At 58.0% G+C, this 21,509-nt stretch carries 19 protein-coding genes and 1 tRNA gene; 10 read left to right on the top strand and 10 right to left on the bottom strand.

Features of this window, described 5'->3' with window-relative positions; translation table 11 throughout:
• Positions 1 to 20: 20 nt before the first annotated feature.
• Positions 21 to 944: a sigma-70 family RNA polymerase sigma factor gene (locus ACYQ11_RS15665; RefSeq protein ID WP_459924762.1), complete on the bottom strand. Its 924-nt coding sequence runs from the start codon at positions 942 to 944 to the stop codon at positions 21 to 23.
• Between the two features lie 256 nt (positions 945 to 1,200).
• Here ACYQ11_RS15665 and ACYQ11_RS15660 point away from each other — a divergent pair.
• Positions 1,201 to 1,277, top strand: a tRNA-Arg gene (locus ACYQ11_RS15660).
• 241 nt (positions 1,278 to 1,518) lie between these two features.
• Here the strand turns inward: ACYQ11_RS15660 and ACYQ11_RS15655 are convergent.
• Positions 1,519 to 2,046 carry a PaaI family thioesterase gene (locus ACYQ11_RS15655; RefSeq protein ID WP_459924748.1) on the bottom strand — a complete coding sequence of 176 codons (528 nt, stop codon included), beginning with the start codon at positions 2,044 to 2,046 and terminating at the stop codon, positions 1,519 to 1,521.
• 107 nt (positions 2,047 to 2,153) lie between these two features.
• On the opposite strand from ACYQ11_RS15655, the gene ACYQ11_RS15650 reads away from it, so the two are divergent.
• Positions 2,154 to 2,849 carry an NUDIX hydrolase gene (locus tag ACYQ11_RS15650; RefSeq protein WP_459924747.1) on the top strand — a complete coding sequence of 232 codons (696 nt, stop codon included), beginning with the start codon at positions 2,154 to 2,156 and terminating at the stop codon, positions 2,847 to 2,849.
• Positions 2,850 to 3,043: 194 nt separating this feature from the next.
• Here the strand turns inward: ACYQ11_RS15650 and ACYQ11_RS15645 are convergent, their stop codons facing one another.
• Both ACYQ11_RS15645 and ACYQ11_RS15640 read right to left on the bottom strand, forming a co-directional pair.
• Complete coding sequence (locus ACYQ11_RS15645) at positions 3,044 to 4,744, bottom strand: FAD-binding oxidoreductase (protein ID WP_459924746.1); 1,701 nt, start codon at positions 4,742 to 4,744, stop codon at positions 3,044 to 3,046.
• 19 nt (positions 4,745 to 4,763) lie between these two features.
• Positions 4,764 to 6,314: an FGGY-family carbohydrate kinase gene (locus ACYQ11_RS15640; protein ID WP_459924745.1), complete on the bottom strand. Its 1,551-nt coding sequence runs from the start codon at positions 6,312 to 6,314 to the stop codon at positions 4,764 to 4,766.
• Positions 6,315 to 6,491: 177 nt separating this feature from the next.
• Here ACYQ11_RS15640 and fadR point away from each other — a divergent pair, with 177 nt between their 5' ends.
• The 6 genes from fadR (at position 6,492) to ACYQ11_RS15610 (ending at position 14,279) form a co-directional block, all read left to right on the top strand.
• A complete protein-coding gene (gene fadR / locus ACYQ11_RS15635) occupies positions 6,492 to 7,181 on the top strand; it encodes a fatty acid metabolism transcriptional regulator FadR (protein WP_459924744.1) in 690 nt (229 codons plus the stop codon).
• Between the two features lie 23 nt (positions 7,182 to 7,204).
• Positions 7,205 to 8,740 carry a glycerol-3-phosphate dehydrogenase/oxidase gene (locus ACYQ11_RS15630; protein ID WP_459924743.1) on the top strand — a complete coding sequence of 512 codons (1,536 nt, stop codon included), beginning with the start codon at positions 7,205 to 7,207 and terminating at the stop codon, positions 8,738 to 8,740.
• Between the two features lie 303 nt (positions 8,741 to 9,043).
• A complete protein-coding gene (locus tag ACYQ11_RS15625; RefSeq protein WP_459924742.1) occupies positions 9,044 to 11,356 on the top strand; it encodes a hypothetical protein in 2,313 nt (770 codons plus the stop codon).
• Positions 11,357 to 11,528: 172 nt separating this feature from the next.
• Positions 11,529 to 12,221, top strand: a complete 693-nt coding sequence (locus tag ACYQ11_RS15620; RefSeq protein ID WP_459924741.1) for an FHA domain-containing protein — start codon at positions 11,529 to 11,531, stop codon at positions 12,219 to 12,221.
• 18 nt (positions 12,222 to 12,239) lie between these two features.
• Positions 12,240 to 13,289 carry an endonuclease/exonuclease/phosphatase family protein gene (locus tag ACYQ11_RS15615; RefSeq protein WP_459924740.1) on the top strand — a complete coding sequence of 350 codons (1,050 nt, stop codon included), beginning with the start codon at positions 12,240 to 12,242 and terminating at the stop codon, positions 13,287 to 13,289.
• A 96-nt stretch (positions 13,290 to 13,385) separates the two neighbouring features.
• Complete coding sequence (locus ACYQ11_RS15610; RefSeq protein WP_459924739.1) at positions 13,386 to 14,279, top strand: adenylate/guanylate cyclase domain-containing protein; 894 nt, start codon at positions 13,386 to 13,388, stop codon at positions 14,277 to 14,279.
• A 16-nt stretch (positions 14,280 to 14,295) separates the two neighbouring features.
• Here ACYQ11_RS15610 and ACYQ11_RS15605 read toward each other — a convergent pair whose 3' ends face one another.
• Genes ACYQ11_RS15605 through guaA form a run of 3 tightly spaced genes read right to left on the bottom strand, consistent with a single transcriptional unit; the run spans position 14,296 to position 17,017 of the window.
• The gene (locus ACYQ11_RS15605) at positions 14,296 to 14,700 is read right to left on the bottom strand and encodes a hypothetical protein (protein ID WP_459924738.1); all 405 of its coding nucleotides are present in this window, start codon (positions 14,698 to 14,700) and stop codon (positions 14,296 to 14,298) included.
• 37 nt (positions 14,701 to 14,737) lie between these two features.
• Complete coding sequence (locus ACYQ11_RS15600) at positions 14,738 to 15,478, bottom strand: hypothetical protein (protein WP_459924737.1); 741 nt, start codon at positions 15,476 to 15,478, stop codon at positions 14,738 to 14,740.
• A gap of 6 nt (positions 15,479 to 15,484) precedes the next feature.
• Complete coding sequence (gene guaA / locus ACYQ11_RS15595) at positions 15,485 to 17,017, bottom strand: glutamine-hydrolyzing GMP synthase (RefSeq protein ID WP_459924736.1); 1,533 nt, start codon at positions 17,015 to 17,017, stop codon at positions 15,485 to 15,487.
• 259 nt (positions 17,018 to 17,276) lie between these two features.
• Between guaA and ACYQ11_RS15590 the strand changes: the two genes are divergently transcribed.
• On the top strand, positions 17,277 to 18,059 hold the full coding sequence (locus ACYQ11_RS15590) for a phosphoribosylanthranilate isomerase (RefSeq protein ID WP_459924735.1): 783 nt from the start codon (positions 17,277 to 17,279) through the stop codon (positions 18,057 to 18,059).
• Positions 18,060 to 18,083: 24 nt separating this feature from the next.
• The gene (gene efp / locus ACYQ11_RS15585; RefSeq protein WP_459924734.1) at positions 18,084 to 18,647 is read left to right on the top strand and encodes an elongation factor P; all 564 of its coding nucleotides are present in this window, start codon (positions 18,084 to 18,086) and stop codon (positions 18,645 to 18,647) included.
• 238 nt (positions 18,648 to 18,885) lie between these two features.
• Here efp and fmt read toward each other — a convergent pair whose 3' ends face one another.
• The 3 genes from fmt to ACYQ11_RS15570 all read right to left on the bottom strand — a co-directional run bounded on the left by fmt (position 18,886) and on the right by ACYQ11_RS15570 (position 21,374).
• Complete coding sequence (gene fmt / locus ACYQ11_RS15580) at positions 18,886 to 19,821, bottom strand: methionyl-tRNA formyltransferase (protein ID WP_459924733.1); 936 nt, start codon at positions 19,819 to 19,821, stop codon at positions 18,886 to 18,888.
• Positions 19,822 to 19,823: 2 nt separating this feature from the next.
• Positions 19,824 to 20,339: a peptide deformylase gene (gene def / locus ACYQ11_RS15575; RefSeq protein ID WP_459924732.1), complete on the bottom strand. Its 516-nt coding sequence runs from the start codon at positions 20,337 to 20,339 to the stop codon at positions 19,824 to 19,826.
• A gap of 93 nt (positions 20,340 to 20,432) precedes the next feature.
• Positions 20,433 to 21,374 carry a bifunctional riboflavin kinase/FAD synthetase gene (locus ACYQ11_RS15570; RefSeq protein ID WP_459924731.1) on the bottom strand — a complete coding sequence of 314 codons (942 nt, stop codon included), beginning with the start codon at positions 21,372 to 21,374 and terminating at the stop codon, positions 20,433 to 20,435.
• Positions 21,375 to 21,509: the final 135 nt, after the last annotated feature.

The following is a 21,509-nucleotide window of genomic DNA, read 5'->3' as shown; positions in this document are numbered from 1 at the left end:
CGCTACCGATCACTCCGGATTTAGTCGCTGTCCTCGTTGTACAGGTGAAAATCCGGAATTTCCTTTTTGAAAAATTCCTTCATGCGTTTGGTGATGCTCTTTTCGACCTGTCTTACGCGCTCTCTTGATATATCGTACTTTTCACCGATTTCCTGAAGGGTTAACGGCTCGTCGGAATAAATTCTCAATTCAAAGATCTCAAGCTCCCTGTCCGACAGGGTTTTCTTGAATTCGGCCACTTTTTCATGGAGCAGGTGCTCGATCTGTTTGTTGCCGACAATATCTTCGGCCGAGTCGCTGTCCGAGTTGATGAATTCAATGCGTTCGGTGTCGGAATCCTCCTTGAGCGGGGCGTCTAAGGACACGTCCCATCCGTCCAGGCGCTGGTCCATGTCGATGATTTCACGCTGGGACACGCCCAGGCGTTCGGACAGCAGTTTGGGCTTGGGGTCGAACCCCTGTTCGATGAGTTTCTGCTTTTCCTTTTTGAGCTTGAAAAACAGTTTTCGCTGGCCCTGGGTGGTGCCGATTTTAACCATGCGCCAGTTGTCCATGATGAACTTCAGGATATAGGCCTTGATCCAGAACGATGCGTAATACGAGAACTTGACGTTCTTGTAGGGGTCGAATTTCTTGACGGCCTGCATCAGGCCGATGTTGCCTTCCTGAATCAGGTCCAGAAGGTTCTGCATCCACACCCGCTGAAAATCCAGCGCGATTTTTACCACCAGGCGCAGGTTGGCGGTTACCAGCTGGTAGGCCGCTTCCGGGTCATCGTCTTCCTGCACACGGGTGCCCAGGGATATTTCCTCGTCACGGGTCAGCAGGCGGTATTTGCTGATCTCGGTCAGGTAACTCTGAAGGGGGTCATATTTGACCAGGGAATGCCTGGGCACCGGCGCAGAAATCCGCCGTTCGATTTCTTCGACGGTTTCGTCGCTCATGGTCCCGTCGGCGGTCTGGTCCTCGTTGTTCTGATCATCATCATCATCGATGATGTCCACCTCATCGGGTCGTTTTTTCATGGTGTGATCGTCCGTTCCACAGGGGTTGGCCTTTTCTCCGTCGGAAAGAAAAAGCGGGTCGTTGATGTCGGGTCGATGTGGCTGAACACATCTGTTTTCCTGGGTTTCGCATCGGCCACTGTCTTTTTTATGGACAAAGGGGGAGATGTCTGGTAAAGAACCTCTTCTGTTGAATGCGCCTGTAGCTCAGTTGGATAGAGCAACGGACTTCTAATCCGTAGGTCGCACGTTCGAGTCGTGCCAGGCGCGCCATGAAATCCAAAGGGATTGACCTCACAGGTCAATCCCTTTTTTAGTTTCGGCGTCAGGTGTCTTCGAACAATCCCGCACCCTTCCGGGACGTGATCCGGACGAGGTCCCCACGGCCACGCGTTGTCCGGATTATGAAAAAAAGCGTCCTTCCTGAGCCTGCTCGAAAACATAAAATGAAATAATAGGAATAATTCTCTGATATGTCAAGAAAGACGAATGGTTTTCACAGGGCCGCCGTGCGTTATTGGCCGGTGTCGGGCCGACTGATGAAATGCTCGAAGTCATCGAGCACGTCGTCGCTCATCAATTTGAATTTGCGGGCGGCCTCGGGGGTGAACAGCCGGAAGGTTCCCCGTGACCGGGCGCAGACCTCGCCGTCACGGTTGAAAATGACGCCTTCCATCAGGGCCTCACGGTCGCTGATTCGCTCGAGGACCCGGCCCTGGGCCGTGATGTCCGATTCGGCGAACACGGGTTTGATGAAATCCACCGTGATGGATGTGGTCAGGACCACCCGTTTGAGCAGGTGGATGGTCGACCAGCTCATCACTTCGTCCAGGATGGTCGAGACGATGCCGCCGTGGACGATGTTGCTCCAGCCGCACAGGTGCCGGGGAACATTCAGACGTGAGATGACCGAATCGGCTCCGGCGAGGAACCGCATCTGAAGCCCAACGTCGTTGCTGGGGCTGCACCCGAAACAGTGGGTGTCGATGCGTTTGATCAGGGGTTTGAAGTCCGTGTCGGAGTCGAGGGGGGCCGTATTCATTTTTTCCTTGTCCTTTCCTGGTATTATGATAGGTCATGAGGTCTTTCTGTCATGGACCGGCACTATAGCACAGGTCCTTCTTGTTTCAAAACGGAACTGAGGTAAGTATGAACGATTTACGGATTCCTCAGCCCGCCGCGACCGTCATTCCGGTTCGGGGCGGCGGCGAGGGGTTTGAGGTGCTTCTGCTCGAACGCCATCCCGATCTGCCGTATCTGGGCGGAGCCTGGGTGTTCCCGGGCGGCCGGGCGGAAGACGGGGACTATGTCGGCAGCAACCGGGTGTTTTCCGTGGATGCGGCGAGGCGGACCGCCGTGCGGGAGGCCCGTGAGGAATCCGGCCTTGCGCTTTCACCGGATCAGCTGGTTCTTTTTTCTCACTGGCTTACGCCGCCGGGGCTGGTTCGGCGGTTCGACACCCGTTTTTTTGCGGCCTCCGTCGGGACGGACGCCGGAGTCCGGGTGGACGGGGTCGAGATCGTCAGCCATCGATGGATGCGGCCCGCAGAGGCCCTGGATCTTCAGGCCCGGGGCGGGATCAGTGTGCCGCCCCCCGTGTTTGTGTCGCTGATTCATCTGAGCCGCTTTCTTGACGGCGCGTCGTTGATCGACACCGCCTTCGCCGTGCCCTCGCCCCGGTATCAGCCCCGTCTGATCAAGGCGCCCGGAGGTGTCTGCTCGGTGTACCAGGATGATGGGGCCTACGATCATGGGGATCTCATCCGGCCCGGGCGCCGGCACCGTCTGTGGATGCTGGAATCAGGATGGCTGTATGAGGGACACCCTTCATCGTCGACGGTCTGAAGCCCATCCCCCAAAAAAAATGGGCGATTCATTGCGAATCGCCCGAAACAGGGGGGGGAATGCGATAGGTGAGGGGAAGAACTTGGGTTGAATTATAGGCAAGGGGGGCGCCCCTGTCCATAGAGCGACCTTCTCATTTTTTTGGGACAAAGTCCCAATATACCACCCCCTTGCGGGAAATGCGGGACGCTTTCTCAATCCAATCCCAGGGTGCCCCCCGGATTCATGATCCCCGAGGGATCGAAATGCCGCTTGAGCGCCTTGAGCACCGCCATCTGCTCCGGGCCAAGATGCCGTTCCATCCACGGCGAGATCATCTTGCCGACCCCGTGATGGTGGCTGAGGGATCCGCCGCAGGATTCGATCCGGTCGATGATGCGCTCCTGAAATTCCTTGTACGCTTTCCTGTTCTCGAACCGTCCCAGAAAAATGAAGTACAGGTTGGTCCCCTGGGGATAGAAATGGGAGCAGTGGGTCATGCACACGGTTTTCGGACGCTCCGTGATCAGGGCCCGGACGCCTCTGTGGACGGCATGAAGGCGGTCCCAGGTCACACCGGTCTCCAGGGTGTCGATGGTGATGCCGAAATCGTTCAGGTCTTCCCTCATGTAGGGATCGCTGAACTTGCTTTTTTCCCATTTTCTGACCGGGTAGCCGGTCAGCGACATGGCCCCGCAGGCCTTGCAGATACGTCTGACATTCCGGTAGACGTTTTGCGAAAATCCCTTTTCCCCTTCGGTGTGCCCGATCATCAGGCAGCGTTCACCGGCCCGGTAGCCCCGGGCGGTGATGATGCGGTCCAACAGCCCCCCTTCGATGCCGTGCTGCTTCAAGCCCACCAGGGTTTCCTCGCCGTCGGATATCCGAAGCACCGAGGGCATGCCGAATTCGCCCTGGGAAATGGCCCGGCAGGCCGAGACGGCCCGGTCCCAGTCCGGAAAGATGAAGCTGAACCGTTTTATGTTTTCAGGCATGTGACGGAAGATTTTCAGGGTGACCCGGGTCAGCACGCCGAAGGCCCCTTCGCTGCCCTTCAGGATGTCATTGACCAGAGGCCCGGTGGCTGTGGACGGATAATGATGGGTGGAGAGGGTTCCCCTGGGGGTGACGACCTCCTGGCTGACCAGAAGGTCACAGGCGTCTCCGTAATACGATGACTTCTGGCCCGATCCCTTGGTGACGATCCAGCCGCCCACCGACGAGAATTCGAAGGACTGGGGGAAATGCCCGCAGGTATAGGAAAGGCGGGTGTTGAACCTTTCGGGGGCATGGTTCAGGCCCTCTTCGAGGGCCGGGCCGAGGATGCCGCTTTCCACGGTGACGGTCTGGTTGGTTTCATCAATGGAAAGGATCCGGTTCATGTGGGTGCCCATCGCCAGGGTGATGCCGCCCTTGACGGGTCGGACCCCCAGGGTCACCGAACTGCCGCCGCCGTAGACGTAGACCGGAATGTTTTCCCGGTCGGCGTATTGGACCACGGCCTCCACATCCTCGACGCTCCGGGGATGAACGACCAGATCGCACAAAAGGTCCGCCGCCCTGCTTCTCAGGTCGTATATTTCTTCCATGGTTTTTCCGTAGGAAAACCGGACCCGGTTGTAGTCGTCGCTGTTGACATTCTCCCTGCCGACGATGGCCGCAAGGGCGCTGACCTGGGCCTCGCTGAGACGGGGGGGCAGGCTGCCGGAAAGGTCCACCGTTTCGTCTCCCTCAAGGGTCCGGGTCGTGAAATCCTTGTCCTGCAGGCCGAAACGTTCCTTGAGCAGGGCGTAAAGGCCGGGGTTGGGGTGTTTGACCCCGTCGGGAGCCCCCCATTTAAAAATCGAACGCCAGGATTTGTCAAGGGGTGCGCCGTCTCTCCAGTCCGGCTGAAAGGCTTTTGTCTTTTCGTTCATGACGTTGGGGTCTCCTTCATTAGGATTCGGGGTAACCGGTAATGTCCCGGATATGTTTGTAAAGGGGCCGAAGGGCGGTGTAGATGTTGCGGTAGACCTTTTCGTAAAGGGCCTGGTAAATGTGGGCGTGGTCGGTCTGGGGTTCGAACACGGTGTCGTAGGCCACCATGCTGCCGATGGCCCGGTCCACGGATTCGAACAGCCCCGTGCCGGCGGCGGTGATGATGGCCGCCCCCAGTCCCGACGTTTCGGTGGTTTTGCCCCGGACAAGGGGCCGGTTGAAGATGTCCGCCGAGATCTGGCAGATCTGATCGCTCTGGGAGGCGCCGCCGGACACCGCCAGCTTTTGGATGACGGTTTTTCCGCGTTTTTCAAGGGTGTGGACCCCGTCGAGCAGGGCGAAGGCCAGTCCCTCGATCACGGCCCGGTACACGTGGGCCTTGGTGTGGACATCGCCGAAGCCGATCATGGCGCCCTTGGCGTCGGGATGACTGAGACCGGGTCCCCAGTAAGGCTGGACCACCAGGCCCATGGCGCCCGGCGGGGCCTGCATCAGGAGGCGATCCAGTTCGGCCTCCGGAGCGATCCCGTTTTTTTCGGCCCGGGCCACCTCCTTGTGGGCGAATTCGTTTTTGAACCAGGTGATCATCCAGTATCCCCGGAAAATTTCGATTTCGGGATTGTAGTGCCCCGGAACCGGGGCCGGGTAGGGCGGCATCAGGGGGATGGCTTCAAAATACTTGCGGCTGGTGGTCTGGACCGTGGCCGTGGTCCCGAAACTCAAGCTGGCCATGGTCATGTCCAGGACGCCCATCCCTATGGTTTCGCACCCTTTGTCCGACCCGCAGGCGATGACGGGCAGTCCCGCGGCAAGGCCGGTTGCCTCCGACGCCGTGCCGGTGATCCGGCCGATCATCGTGCCGGGGACAACCACCTCGGGAAGCTTGTCGGGCTCCACCGGAAAAATCAGGCTTGCCGGTTCGAGGGAGCCGCACCAGGCCATCTTCCGGTAATTGAAGGGAATGTGACCGATCTGGGACGCCACCGAATCTTTGAACTCTCCGGTCAGGCAGTGATTGAGAAAGCCGGAAACCTGGAGATACTTGTGGGTGCGCTCCCAGATGTCGGGCTGATTCTGTCTGATCCAGTTGCATTTGCCGTCCTTGTAAAGCCGCGAGATCACCCGGTCCAGGCCCTTGAGTTTGAGCAGCGGGTAAATCAGGCTCCGGCCGGGAAACCGGTCGTCGGCCTTGCGCTGGTCCAGCCAGGTGATGGCAGGACGCAGGGGCCGTCCCGCGTCATCCACATTGATCATGGTGGCCCGCTGGCTGGTGATGCCGATGCCGCAGACGGCATCAATCAGCTTCGGCGACCGGGACTTCAGGCTTCGACAGGCCCGGACCAGGCTGTTCCAGAAAATGTCGGGATCCTGTTCGGCCCAGCCCGGGCGGGGGCTGACATACGGATCGTACAGAATTTTTTCGGCATCGAGCAACGTCCCTTCCGGTGAAAAAATCAGGGCTCTGAGGCTCTGGGTTCCGCAGTCGATCGATAAGAGGTTTTCTCCCATGGTCACTCCTTGGTCTTGACACGATCATTATCCAGTGGTATGACCTCTTACCAGATTCGGCGATCGAAGAAAAGAACAATTTTCAGGCAAGGGTCGCGGAAAACCTTGGAACGGTCGACGTCGTCGACCGAAGGCCCTTGACGGGCCGGGGTTTCCCGGGATTCCGAGGATGGAACCATGATTACGGAAAAACTGATGAAACCGGCGCAGCATGCGGAACACGCCCTGCTGACCGCCATTTTGAACGGCGAGTTTCCGCCGGGAACCGCGCTGCCCGGTGAACGGAAGCTGGCGGACATGATCGGGGTCACACGGCCCACCCTCCGGGAAACCCTCCAGAAAATGGCCCGGGAAGGATGGCTGACCATCCGGCACGGGAAACCGACCCTGGTCCGGGATTACATGCGCGAAGGCGGGGCGGGGGTTCTGTCCACCCTGGCTCGGTTCGGGGACGAGCTTCCCCTTCGGTTTGTCGAGCATTTTCTGAACCTGCGGTGCGTCATGATGGCCAGGGTGGCCGGAATGGCCCTTGAACACCATCCTGCGGATCTGGAAGCCTATCTTTCCAAATCACGAACCCTTGCCGACGACGCCCACGCCTTCACGGACTATGACTGGAACCTCCAGCTTTTGATGGCCGGTCTGTCGGACAATCCTTTTTTTCGCATTTTCATGAACGACTTTGATTTTCTGTTCCGGAAAATGGGGGCCGGTTATTTTGCCGATCCCAACGCCCGGGCCATGTCCATGGCGTATTACCGGGAGCTTGCCGACCATGTGGCCCGGCGCGACAAAGACGGCGTGGAAGCCTGCGTGGACCGGGTCATGAACGAGGCCCTCGACCTGTGGAAGGTGCTGACCTCATGAATACGGCAACGACACTTCAAACGATGGATGACTCATGGGATCTGGTGATCATCGGCGGCGGTATCACCGGGGCCGGTCTGCTGCGCGAAGCGGTGCGGTGCGGATTGAAAACCCTTCTGGTCGAGCAGAAGGATTTTGCCTGGGGAACCTCCAGCCGGTCGTCCAAGCTGGTCCACGGCGGTCTCCGCTATCTGAAGGAAGGGGACTTCTCCCTGACCCGCGAATCGGTCAACGAGCGGGAAAGGCTGTTGCGTGAGGCGCCGGGACTGGTCACGCCGCTGGAATTTCTTTTGCCGATCTATAAGGGGCGCAAACCGGGACGATGGATGATGGAAGCCGGTCTGACCATCTACGATATCATTGCCGGGGCCTGGCGTCACCGTTATTTCGGAAAGGAGGCCTTCCGGCGGATCGAACCCCTGGTGAGCGCTGCCGGACTTCGGGGGGGATTCTGCTTTACCGATGCCCAGGTCGACGACGCACGGCTGGTGCTTCGTCTGATCGCCGAAGCGGAAGCCCACGGCGCCCTGGCGCTCAATTACACCCGGGCCGTCTCGATTCAGCGGTCCCGGAGCAGGGCGGTCCGGGGCCTTGTGGTCGAAGATACGGAAACCGGCGCAAGCCGGGAGATTCGAACCCCCCTTGTGATCAACGCCACCGGGGCCTGGGCCGAGGCCCTTCATCCCTCACCGGAAAAGGGTCGGCATCTGCGTCCCCTTAGGGGAAGCCACCTGGTGTTTCCGAAAAGCCTGATTCCCATCCGGTCCACGGTCAGCTTTTTCAATAAAGAGGACGGGCGGGCCCTTTTTGCTATCCCCTGGGAAGGGGCCGTGCTGGTGGGCACCACCGACCTTGATCACGACGCGCCCCTTGACCGTGAGCCGTCGATCAGTCCTGCCGAGGCCCGGTATATCCTGGACAGCCTCAAGGCCGTGTTCCCCTCGGCGGACCTGTCCCTTGCCTCGGCCGTTTCAAGTTTTGCCGGTGTCCGTCCCGTGGTCAGCGAGGGAAAGGTTGCGGCGGACAAGGAATCCCGTGAACACGTGATCTGGGTCGACGCCGGACTGGTGACCGTCACCGGCGGGAAACTGACGACGTTCCGGGCCCTGGCCTGGGACACCCTTTCGGCGGCCCGTCCCTTTCTGCCACCCGGCGAGCGTGGCGGACGAAGCGAGCCGGTGTTTGACGCCGTCGAGCTGCCCGCCTGTTTCGATCACCTGTCGCGGGAACAACTGGATCTGCTGGTCGGCCGCCACGGCAGGGAGGCGGCCCGGATCCTGTCCTCGGCGGAATCGGCGGATCTTGACACCATCCCCGGGACCCGGACCCTCTGGGCCGAATTGGTTCACGGTGCACGATCGGAAAAGATCCGCCATCTGGACGATCTGCTGCTCCGGCGGGTAAGAATCGGCCTGCTGCTCGAGGGTGGCGGGGAAAAGGAGATGACCCGCATCCGGCGTCTGTGTGAACCGGTGCTTCCCTGGGACGGGGCTCGGTGGGACAGGGAAATCGACGACTATCGTGCGCTTTGGCATGCCTGCTACGCCCCTCCGTCCTGATAGCTTATCCGTGATCCGCGCCGTGAACGTCCCGGCTGCCAACACCTTTCTCCGGCCTGATTCCTGATCGGCAATCAGGCCGGATTTTTTTCTAGATCGCAAAAAATCTTTTGACACCCCAGTGCCGCTTCATTTATGGTCATGACTGATCAACCGATCGTATTTTGTCTGTTTTTCCAATGATTAGCTTGCATGTTCATCCGCAGATACGAAACGTATGCGGTATGAATTCGTCGGTCAGGAAACGGTGGGGTTCTGATCGAGGAATCAATCTGACCGAGCAGTCGCCGCGGGGCATCGGATGTGAAGAAAACACTGCTGAAAATTCTGCTTGCGTCCCTGGGCGTTCTGGCCTTGACGATTCTGTCGCCGGAAACGGCGGACACGGTGGCCACGGCCCTGGCCCAGGGATTCGACCGCATTTTTCACGGCCTTGAAACGGGGGTGAGGCGGGTCCTTCCGGAGGTTCATATCACCCGGGAGATGATTGTGGCCATTCCCGTCTGGGTGTTTCTGATTCTTCTCGGCGTGGCGGGTATCAACCGGATTTCGCGAAAAAAAGAACCGGAAAAAGAGGAATGCTTCGTAAAGCCCGATGCCGAGAAAGAAGACAGACATCCTTCGCCGGCCGCCGAAGCCCCTCCCGGCGGGGAGTACAACCGGGATGTGGTGGTCCGGTTCTTCCTCAACATATTTAAAATTCAGCTGGGTGCAATGAAATCGGCCCCGGCGAAGTTCCAGGTGATCGGCTCCATCAACGTCTGGCCCAACCGGGTGTATGAACTCAGTGTCTTTCACGAGGGGGACTGGGTGTCGCGGCGCATGACCATCGGTCCCCTGGGGGATGACGGCGTCAGCAAGAGCATCTGCTATTACGTGATTTTCGACGACCATCTGGTGGTCAAGATTCCCCCGGAACCGATCACCGATTTTCAGGAATATCTATCCTGCATCAAGGCCGACATGAGGATCGCCCGGCGTCTGTCGCCCAAGGAATGCATCATTCCCAGGGTGTCGGTCATCCTTGGACGCCTGGTTTCCCAGCAGGCCAAAACCAAAGCCCCGGATCCGAAAACCATGGAAAAGGGCTATGTGGAACGTTTGACCGCCAACTCCCAGCTTCAGGAAAACCTCAAGATCCAGGGATCGTTCGTGTTTTTCATGGATCTTTCACGGTATTACTTTCTGAGCAGCGTGCTGACGGAAATGCACGATATGGACAACGCCATGCCCCGTGAAATTCTGGGGCAGCCCCAGATCATTTGGGATACCTATGAATTCGAGGGCCGTTACGGCCGGCACAACGCCCACATCGGCTTTGAGATGCGGAACATCTACGACGAGTATGAGCGGGAAATCAATCGCCTGCTTATCCAGTACGGGGTGTCCACCTCCCTGCCGACCTACACCATGAAAGGCTGGTTTCTGACCCATCTGTCCGGCCGGGGGCGCATCGAATCCGCCGGGGAACTGTCCCAGGCTTTCATCGAGGACTTGAACGCCCTGTCCCGGGAATCCATGATCGATAACCGCGTGTCCATTGAAAGTTACCGGCGGGTGGTGCGGGAATACATCTACACCTCCACCATCGCCCGGTTCAAGGCCGAGATGGGCAGTATCGTGACCAATCTGATCGGCCTGCTCATCTGGCTGGGCCGGAAGCAGGTGGCCATGCGGGACCTGAAACCGGACAACCTGCTGATCGCCGGTGATCTGGACAAGTACCCCTTGTTTCTCCGCAGCCCCGATCAGTTTTCCATCGGCTTCATCGATGTGGAAACCGCCGTGGATTTCGGCAAGGAGTCCACCGAGGAGATCATGCAGCCCCAGTTGGGCGGGACGCCCAAGTATGCGACACCGTCTCATCTGTTTCCCAATGAACTGATCGTCGCCGTCTACGGGGATCTCAAGCGGATTCTCCATCTTCAGGACTGGTATGCGACCGTGGCCATGATTTTCAAGGTGGTCACCGGCGGAACCCTGTTCGAAAAAACGGCCATGCTGTTGCCTGAAATCAAACGGATCATGGAAACGCCGATCAGTGACGGGGAACATCTGGCCTCGATCACCGAGCATGTCAGCCGGATGTTCTGGAAAAGCGCCGTGGACGAATTCCATGAAAAAATCGACAAGAACCGGCGGATTCTCAATCATGTTCTCGTGATCGTCCTGGAAAAGGACAAGGCCGTTATTCTCAGCCGGATGGTTGATGCCCAAAAGGTGCTTGCCCGGGGCATGATCAGGAAAATCAACGGGCAGGCGCTGTTTACCAGCAGAAAGAACAAGGAGTCGTTGTTGTCGTCTTCGGCGGCACGGATTGCCTCCATGCGCAAAAAATGTGAGACCGACCACGGAGACAGGCTCAGTCGGAAAGCCGACATCGTCCGGTTCCTCCGGGAGCTGGAAACGATGAAAACCGCTTATGAACAGCGTTGCGCCGCCCTTGACCTGATGAAATCATCGCGGACGGAAATTCCTGTTGCCACAATCATGGAAGTGATGTTTAATGTCGTACTGACTACCATGTATACAGAGATTTGGGGGGAGTTTTCCGAAGAGACCGAAACCGCCGGAGCCGATGGCGAAACCGATGCCTCGTACGAAGCGACCATATAGAAAAATGACTGTGTGAGACCAGGCAAGCCCGGTGGAGCGCCTGATCGCGACGGCCGCCGATCCGGTTTGCTCTCCTGAACAAGATCCGCCGTGGTTCCGGGACCGTTCAAACAAGGTACTGCCGTCATCGAAGGGCGGGCCGGACACGTCGTCGTGATAATGAGGAAGCCGCATGCCGATTGTGACGTTGAAGTTCAAGGACAATGTGATCAAAACCTATTCCTTCGCCCCGGAGAAATCCATCAGTATCGGCCGAAGGGAAAACAACGATATCGTGATCGCCAACCTGACCGTGTCCGGCAGTCACGCCAAGATCGATCCCACGGGTGACGGGTATCTGCTCACCGACCTGAAAAGCAAAAACCACACGTATATCAACGGGGAACCCGTCACGTCCGTGACCCTCAGCGACGGGGACGTGGTCAGTATCGGGAAGCACACCCTGTTGTTTCAGCTGGGCCAGGGGGAACGTCTTTCGGTGGAGCAGGACAGCGGCATGGATCAGACCATGGCCATGAACACCGATGCCCACAGGGACCTGATCCGTCAGGCGATGAGCTCGGTCAAAGACGAGACCCGCCAGGCCATGCTGAACTTTATCGAGGGAGGCGAGGGGAAAATCGAGTTGAACCGCAACCTCATCAAAATCGGAAAAGACCCCGCCAACGACGTGGTTGTCCAGGGATTCATGGTGGGAAAAACCGCCGCCCTGATCAGTCGCACGCCCCAGGGGTTCGCCATCAGCCACTATGGGGGACTGACCAAGGTCAAAGTCAACAATCAGGTGATCCGGACGCCGGTTTTGCTCGAAGAGTTCGATGTGATTCGGATCGGCGCCACGGAACTCCAGTTTTTTTACAGATAAATGACAGCGGCGGCGGTATTGCGGGGCAGAGTCGTCGGGCCCTGGACCTGGATCATTCTATCGATCGTTTTTTTTCAGGCCGGCCACGGGTATGCCGACGAAGCCGCGACGCTCAGGATCGCCTCCTACAATGTGGAAAACCTGTTCGACTCAGAGCGACAGGGCACGGAGTACCCGGAATATGTTCCGGACGGGGCCTCGGGCTGGAATGAAACCATGGCCCGGATCAAATACCGGCAGATCGCCCGGGTCCTGTCGGATCTCGATGCCGATATCGCGGCCCTGCAGGAGGTCGAATCGGACCTTGCCCTTGACGGCCTTCAGGATGCACTGGCCGAACACAACCGGCGTTACGCCTTCCGGGTCTTTTCAAAAACCCCGGGGCAGGCCGTGGGATGTGCGCTCCTGTCACGGTTTCCGGTGCGGTCGCAGCATGAGATGCAGGTGGCCGGCGGGCGTAAACGGGGGATTTTGAAGGTCGAGCTCATGGTGCGGGGCCGTCTTCTGATCGTCTATGTCAATCACTGGAAATCGAAAAACGCGCCCGAAAGCGCCCGAATGCAAAGTGCGTCGGCCCTTGCGGCGGAAACGTCGGCCCTTCCGCCTGAAACGGATTATGTGATTGTCGGGGATCTCAATGCCGACTACGACGAGTACCGGACCTTTGCGACCCATAAAAAGCTCAATGACACCCTGGGGAAAACGGGCATCAACCATGTGCTGAAGACCCTTGTTGATGGACGGCTGACGACCCGGGAGGACCTGATTCGACCAGGCTGTGAGTCGTGTCTGTACAATCTGTGGCTGGAGCTGCCGCCCTCGACGCGCTGGTCCCACAATTTTTTCGGACGCAAAGGCTCCATGGATCACATCCTCGTTCCCAAGGCCTTGTTCGACAAACGGGGCATCGATTACCGGGTCCGGACATTCAACCGGTTCATGCCCGATTATCTGTTTCAAAACAACCGTCTTGACCGCTGGCGCATGTCCCGGCGGGGGCGGGGCCGGCACCTGGGCGGCGGATACTCGGATCATTTGCCCGTATATGCTGATTTTACGGTACGCTAAACGGTCCGAATGAGGGCTTGCCCTTGACACGCTAAGGACAATTACATACTATCGGTGAACGTGATTGACGACCCTATAATCAAAAGGTAGTGACCCTTGCGTAAAACCCTTTCAGCGGCTGTTTTATTTGCCGACATCGCCAGAAGCACCCAGTTGTACGATATTTTGGGTGACAAGCGCGCACAGCTCCAGATTTCAACCTGGCTCAAGATCCTGTCGGAGATCACGGCGAGGCATCGGGGGCTGGTCATCAAGAAAATCGGGGACGAAGTGCTGTGCACCTTCCGAACGGTGGAAGATGCGGTTTCAGCCGGCAAGGAGATGCATCAGATTCTCGACGGCATGCCGGTCAAGGATGCGCCGGAGGTGGGGTCTCCCAACATTTATATCGGCATTCACTGGGGCCGGGTCATCGTGGAAGGGGGAGACATTTTCGGCGATGTGGTCAACGTGGCGGCCCGTCTGGTCGGTATGGCCAAGCAGCGGCAGATCCTGATCAGCGAGGAGGCCCTGAACACCCTGCCGCCCAACGAGAGGCATCACACCACCTATATCGATACCGAGGTGGTCAAGGGCAAGGGCGAAGAAATAAGGTATTACGAATACATCTGGGAACAGCTTGACCTGACCATGATCGTCGACAAGAACATGGACAAAAAGGCCCTGCGCTATACCCTTGAGCTTAGAACCAAAGACCAGATAAAGCTGGTCGACCAGACCCATCCGGTGGCCACCTTCGGCCGCCAGGGGCACAATGATTTCATTTTGAAAAACAAGCGCGTGTCACGGTCCCATGCCCGCATCGAATACCGATGGGGAAAATTCGTGCTGATCGACCAGAGCTCCAACGGGACCTATGTGATTGATCAGAAAGAGAAGAAACGTTTTCTTAAACGGGGCGAAGCCGTCCTGCCTCCCCAGGGTTTTTTGGTGTTTGGAGAAGAATCGGGGGTAGACACTCCCGAAACCGTCCGTTTTACCCGCAAGTAAGCCCTGCCGACCGTCCTCAGATCGAAAGCCTCGGAATGAAACGCCGGATCAGATCCCGTTCCGTTTTCATGAGATGACGCCACTGGATGGCGTAAATGGTTTCACGCCCGTCATGGTATTTGGGTTTCAAGACCGCCACGGCCATTTTGCCGGGAAGGGCGGGATCGTATTCCACCCACAGGGTCCGCCTGATGTCCAGGCGGAAGTCCCGGTAGATCTGCCGCCCCAGGGTTTCGGCGCAGATCTTGCGCCGGGGGCCCTCGGACAGGTCCGCCGCCACCACGATTTTGGGGCGAATGAACACCAGATCGGGCCTGCTCAGCGACAGGTCGATGATCCACAGATGGCAGGTAAGCAGCCAGAGCGACTGCTCTCCCCCGTCGGGTCCTTCCCAGGTATATGTGTCATCGAAAATCAGCATGGCGTGTCGGCATCGTCACAGGCGGACGATGGGTGTGTCAGGGTGCCGCCTGGGGCTTCCCGGCGGGAATTGACGATTCAAGGGCCTGGATTTTCTTGTCAATACGGGTCGAAAGGGCTTGTATTTCAAGCTGGTAGAACACCTTCTGTTTTTTCAGGTCGGCGGCCAGTTCCTCTTTGTCGACCATGGCGCTTTTCAGTTGATCCACATCGGCCTTCAGGGATGCCTGGGCCGTTTCCAGGGAAGGGATGCCTTTGGTCCGGTTTTGAAGCTCCTGGGCGATGGTCACCAGTTTGGCGTTCTGGGTTCCCAGATTGGCCAGACCCTTTTTCAGATCGTCCTGGGCCTCGGTCAGGGTTTTGATTTCCGAGTCCAGGGATTTTTTGTCACTTTTGACGGTGCCCAGCCAGGACACATCCTTTTCGATCTTTTTGATTTTTTCCTGAAGGGGGGCCATGGTTTTTTCCAGGTCCGCAATTTTGCCGGCCAGGCGTTTTTCAAACGCGACTCCGGCAGCCGTCAGGGCTTCCATGTCTTTTTTCAGGTCCTCGGCGGTTTTCCGGACCTCCGACGCCCCCGAATCCTGGACCGTCATCACCTTGTTTCTCAGGTCCAGATACAGAAAGGCGAACACCACCGCAAGGATCAGAGGGATCAGAATCGATAAAAGGGTGATTTTCTGGTTCAGTTTGTCGATGCGGGCGCTTTGGAGGCTGTCGGCAAAGGTGTCGCCCTCGTCTGAACCGAAAACGAAATTGTCGTCCGTGTGGTTATCCATAATCGTTTATTCCCACTCGATGGTTCCCGGAGGTTTGGACGTGATGTCGTAGGTGACCCGGTTCACCCCGTTGACCTCGTTGATGATCCGGTTGGAAATGCGTCCCAGGACCTCGTAGGGCAGCTTGGCCCAGTCGGCGGTCATGGCGTCCTTGCTGGTGACGGCCCGGATGACCACGGTGTTTTCGTAGGTCCGCTGATCGCCCATGACCCCCACGCTCTTGATGGGCAGCAGCACGGCAAAGCTCTGCCAGAGTTTTTTGTAATAGCCGGATTTCTTGACCTCTTCCAGAAGAATGGCGTCTGCTTCCCGCAGCACGTCCAGGCGTTCCCGGGTGATGGGGCCGATGATCCGGATCCCCAGGCCCGGACCGGGGAAGGGCTGACGCCAGACCAGGTCTTCGGGCAGGCCGATTTCAAGACCCAGCTGCCGGACCTCGTCCTTGAACAGGAATTTCAGGGGCTCGATCAGTTTGAGTTTCATGTTTTCCGGAAGGCCGCCCACGTTGTGATGGGACTTGATCACATCCGAAGGACCCCCGAAGACGGACTGGGATTCAATGATGTCCGGGTAGAGGGTGCCCTGACCCAGGAATTCGGCGTCCTCGATTTTGGCGGCTTCCCGGTCGAACACGTCGATGAACACGTTGCCGATGATCTTGCGTTTTTTCTCGGGGTCCGTCACGCCGTCAAGGGGGCCGAGGAAGTCGTCTGAGGCATCGACAAACCGGATGTTCATGTCAAGATGCCGGGTCAGGCTTTCCTTGAGAACGGCGCTTTCGTTTTTCCTCATCAGGCCGTTGTCCACATAGATGCAGGTCAGGTGCCGGCCGATGGCCTTGTGGATCAGAAGGGCGGCCACCGAGGAATCGACACCGCCCGACAGGCCCAGAATGACCTTTTTGTCGCCCACGGTTTTTTTGATGTCCTCAATGGCCTGCTCGGCGAAGGATTTCATGGTCCAGCTTTGCCTGCAGCCGCAGATGGTGAACAGAAAGTTCGATAAAATGTCCCGGCCTTTGAGGGTGTGCTCGACTTCCGGGTGGAACTGGAGTCCGTAAAGGCGGCGTTCCGGGCAGGACACGGCGGCCACCCGGGTGTTGGCCGTGGAGGCGGTGACGGCGAAGCCTTCGGGCAGGTCCGTGATGGAATCGCCGTGGCTCATCCAGCACTGGGTCTGCTGGTCGATTCCGGCAAACAGGTCGCCGTGATCGGCGATCATCAGTTCGGCAAATCCGTACTCCCGTTTCTCGGAACGCCGGACGTTTCCCCCAAGGGCGTGGACCATGAACTGAAGCCCGTAGCAGATTCCCAGAACGGGCAGACCGCTGTTGAAGACCGCCGGGTCGACCTTGGGGCTGTTTTCCCCGTAAATGCTCGAAGGCCCCCCGGAAAGGATGATCCCCTCGGGTCGGGTGTCTTGGATATAGGCCTCGGTGAGCATGGCGGGGGGGATGATCTGGCAGTAAACCTGATGCTCCCGGACCCGCCGTGCGATCAATTGGTTGAATTGTGAGCCGAAATCGATGATCAATATCATGGTAAGCCTCAAAACGGTTGCGTGTGTGGCAGAAGGACCTGCGGATCATGTCAAAATGGTACGTAAGATGGCATATCTGAGGAACGATGACTGCCGTTTCGAAGCGTCAAATCAGACCTTTATCAATTTGCCAAAACACGATGAATATGGTAAAAACTGCGGAAAATGTCAACTGATTTTAAAATGATTACGGTTCTTTTTGACGGGAATCACGCGGGTTTCACAGGCCGGCGGACCCGTTTGACAGGGGAGGGAAACCATGCCGGATCTTGAGGTCCAGATCTATGAAATCCAGACGCCGGACGAGGCCGATACGCTGATCGATCTGGGCGTTTCCCGGCTGGGGTCTGTCCTGGTGTCGGCGACGGACTGGAAGGTGCCGGCGATCCGCGACACCATTCGCCTGGCCCGGAGCCGGTCGGTGGAAAGCAGCCTGATCCCGCTTTTCTCCGATGCGGATCTGATCGCCCGGGTCATCGACTGGTACGAGCCGGACATCATCCATCTGTGCGAATCCCTGCCCGGGCCTCCGGATATCAACGGCATCTGTGAGACGCTGATCGATCTTCAGCGACAGGTAAAACAGCGCTTTCCCGGCGTTCGGATCATGCGGTCGATCCCCATTGCCCAGACCGGCCTGGCCCATCGGGTGCCCACCCTGGAACTGGCCCTTTTGTTCGAACCGGTCAGTGACCTTTTTCTGACCGACACCCTGATCGTGACCGATGGCGGAAAAGCGGACGAGCAGCCCGTCGAAGGGTTCGTGGGGATCACGGGCTTGACCTGCGACTGGGACATGGCCCGAAAATTGGTTGAACAAAGCCGCCTTCCTGTGATACTGGCAGGAGGGCTTTCACCAGACAACGTGTTCGAGGCCGCCGTGGCCACCCGTCCGGCCGGGGTCGACAGCTGCACCCGGACCAATGCGGTGGATCCAAGCGGGAAACCCGTCCGGTTCAAAAAGGATCCGGACAAGGTCCGCACCTTTGTCCGCGAAGCGCGTCGGGCGGCTGAGTCCATCAATAAAACCATGACAGTATAATAATGATTAAAGGAAAGACACCTTATGTTTGAAGCAGGAGAGTTCAGAAAAGGCATCAAAGTTGAAATCGACGGCGCCCCCCACGTGGTCGTTCAGTTTGAGTTCGTCAAGCCGGGCAAGGGTCAGGCCCTGTACAAATGCAAACTCAAGAACATGATCACCGGCTCACAGTTCGAGCGGACCTACCGCTCCGGAGACAAGCTGAAAAAAGCGAGCCTGGAAGAAAAGGACATGGAATACCTGTACTTCGACGGCGACAACTACTGCTTCATGAACAACGCCAATTACGAGCAGGAATTTCTGACCAAGGAACAACTGGCGGACTGCGTGGATCTGCTCAAGGAGAATACGGTGTGCTCGGTGCTGTTCTTCGACGGCCGTCCCATCGGCGTGACCCTGCCCAATTTCGTCAACCTGAAAATCGTCAAGGCCGATCCCTGGGCCAAAGGCGACACGGCCACCGGCAGCACCAAGCCCGTCATCGTCGAAACCGGATTCGAAGTCCAGGTCCCTCCCTTCATCGAAGAGGGCGAGGTGATCAAGATCGACACCCGCACCCGGGCCTATTCGGAGCGCGTCAAGGAGTAATTTCCATGGCCGTCGCGGAACTGGGGCCCTTTAGGGGGCCTCACCGCCTCAATGCCGCCGGGCGTGTTCAGCGTGCATTCCCTTAAAAAATCTCGTTGTCGTGTTGATGGGCAGGGCCGTGTTTCGCCCGCAGGATGGGCAAAGCGAAGCCTGCCCATCGGGACGTTAAGGGTATGGTATTGGATGCACCCCTTAACCCCTAAATAGAAAAGCCGATTCCGGGGCGGGGGTTGATTGATCAGGTGAACCGACGATCGGCGGGAATGGAAAACCCCCTCAAAAAATCGGCAATGGGCAGCCGTTTGCCCGAGGCGCCCTGGATCTCCTGAATGGACAGGGCGCCCCGGCCGGTCTGAACAACCAGACGACCGTTTCCGCTCTCGAGAACCGTTCCCGGTTCGGCCTTCGATGTGCTGTCTATGGCCTCCACCGCAAAAATCTTCAGGCGTTTGTCGTCAAAAAAGGTAAAGGCACCGGGCCAGGGTGTCATGCCCCGGACAAAACAGTCCAGTTCCCGTGCCGTCCGCGTCCAGGGAAGGTGCCCGTCCTCCTTACTGAGCATGGGGGCGAAGGTGACCCGGGACGGATCCTGGGGGCGGGGCGTGAGCGATCCGGCCGCCATGGCGTTCAAGGTGTCGATGATCAGCTCGGCCCCCAAGGCCGACAACCGGTCGTGGAGGCTTTCCGCCGTATCGTCGGGTCGGATGGCGAGGGCGGCCTGCATCAGAATATCCCCGGAATCCATTCCCTGATCCATCAGCATGGTGGTGATGCCGGTTTCACTTTCCCCGTTGATGATGGCCCGGTGGATGGGAGAGGCTCCCCGATAGGCCGGAAGCAGGGAGGCGTGAATGTTCACCGAGCCCATTTCGGGCACCCTTAGCAGTTCGTTTGAGAGAAACTGCCCGAAGGCCGTAACGACGAAGAAATCGGGGGCCAGGCTCCGCAGGGTGTCGACCACCTCCGCCTCGTTGATCCGAAGGGGCTGGAGCACGGGAAGGCCCAGGGCAAGCGCCGTCTGCTTGACCGGCGTTTCGATCATTTTCCGTCCCCGTCCCTGGGGCCGGTCCGGTTGGGTGACGACCAGCCGGATGTCATATCCCTGACGGTGCAGGGCTTTGAGGGGAGGGACGGAAAAATCGGGGGTTCCCATGAAAACGACGGAGGGGGCCATGGTCAGGTTCCCTTCATCAGCTTCTTGATTTTCGTCTTGTACAGATTGCGCTTGAGGACGCTCAGGTGGTCGATGAACAAAATGCCGTTCAGGTGGTCGATTTCATGCTGAAGCACCACGGCGGGGAATCCGTCGACTTCCATGGTCACGGGCTCACCGTTGCGGTCCTGAGCCTTGACCACCACCCGGGACGAGCGTCTGACCGTGGCCCGGAGTTCCGGCACGCTCAGGCAGCCTTCGTCTTCGGACATATAGACCCCGTCTTTTTCCAGAATTTCCGGATTGATCAGGGCGTACCATGATTTTTCGGCGTCGTCGCCGTCGCCCGTACTGTTGACCACGATGATGCGTTTGCTGACCCCGACCTGGACGGCGGCCAGGCCCGCTCCGGGGGCCTCGAACATGGTGTCGGCCATGTCTTCGATCAGGGTCTGGGTTTCTTCACCGAAGTCGGTGACCGTGTCCGAGGGTTTCAGCAGCTGGGGGTTGGGGTAGGTGATGATGTCGCGAATGGCCATGTGCACTGTCTGCCTTTCGTGGCCGCAAGGCCCGTCAGAGCCCCGACCACCTTGTTAATCGTGACGGAATCGTAAAACGTCCGATCTTTTTAATCAATCCATAATTTTTTCAAGAATCGTCCGGGCTTTCTCGATGTCCCTGCGGATCTGTTCGGACAGCTCGGCGATGCCTGAAAATTTCTTTTCGTCCCTCAGTTTTTCGATCAGATTGACCCGGATGTCCTGTTGATAGATATCGTGCTTGAAATCCAGAATATGAACCTCGACGGTGAACAGGTGGTCGTCGAAGGTGGGGCTGTATCCGATGTTGGCCACCCCCTTGAACCGGCCGTAACTGCATTCGACGGTCACGGCGTAGACCCCGGATTCCGGTGCAAGTTCGTCGCGAAGATTGATGTTGGCCGTGGGGAAACCCAGAAGTTTCCCCCCCCGGTCCCGGCCGGAAACCACCTTGCCCCGGATCTGATAATGACGTCCCAGAAGCGCCGGGGCGTGTTTTACGTCCCCCGACCGGACCAGCTCCCGGATCCTGGTGCTGCTGATGCGTCCGCTCCCGTCGGTCGTGGTGACCCAGGGCGGAATGATCACCTCGAACCCGAGCCTCTCGCCAAACGCCCGAAGCATGGCGATGTTGCCCTGCCGTTTTTTGCCGAAGGAATAATCCTTGCCCACCACGATGGCCGCCATGCCAAGGCGTTTGAAAAGAAGGGTTTCAACGAAGTCCTGGGGCTCCATGGCGGCAAACGCCCGGGTGAAGGGGATGCTGACCAGCACGTCGATCCCGCTTTTTTCGATCAGTTCGACCTTTTGCTCGTAGATGGTGATCAGGGGCGGATGGCTGCCTTTGTCAAGCACCCGGATGGGATGGGGTTCGAAGGTGACGGCCACGGAGGTGCCTGAGATGGCCCGGGCTTTTTCGATGGCCGCATCCAGAAGGGCCCGGTGTCCCTTGTGGACCCCGTCGAAATTGCCGATGGTGATCACGGCTTTCTCAAACGGCTCCGTGATCTGTTCAAGATCTTCGATCAGTTTCATATAATTCAAACCCTTACATATTGTCTTGACAAAAAAACCAAGGGGATTTATAAGTCCTTTTTGCTTTGAAATCAACGTTTTTATAAGTCCCACCCGGACATGATTTTTTTAAACAAATCTCTTGATCCGATCAAA

The organism is Desulfatiferula olefinivorans (genome assembly GCF_054657895.1).
The sequence above is the reverse complement of the archived record's forward strand: the minus strand, read 5'-3'. Positions and strand labels throughout refer to the sequence as shown.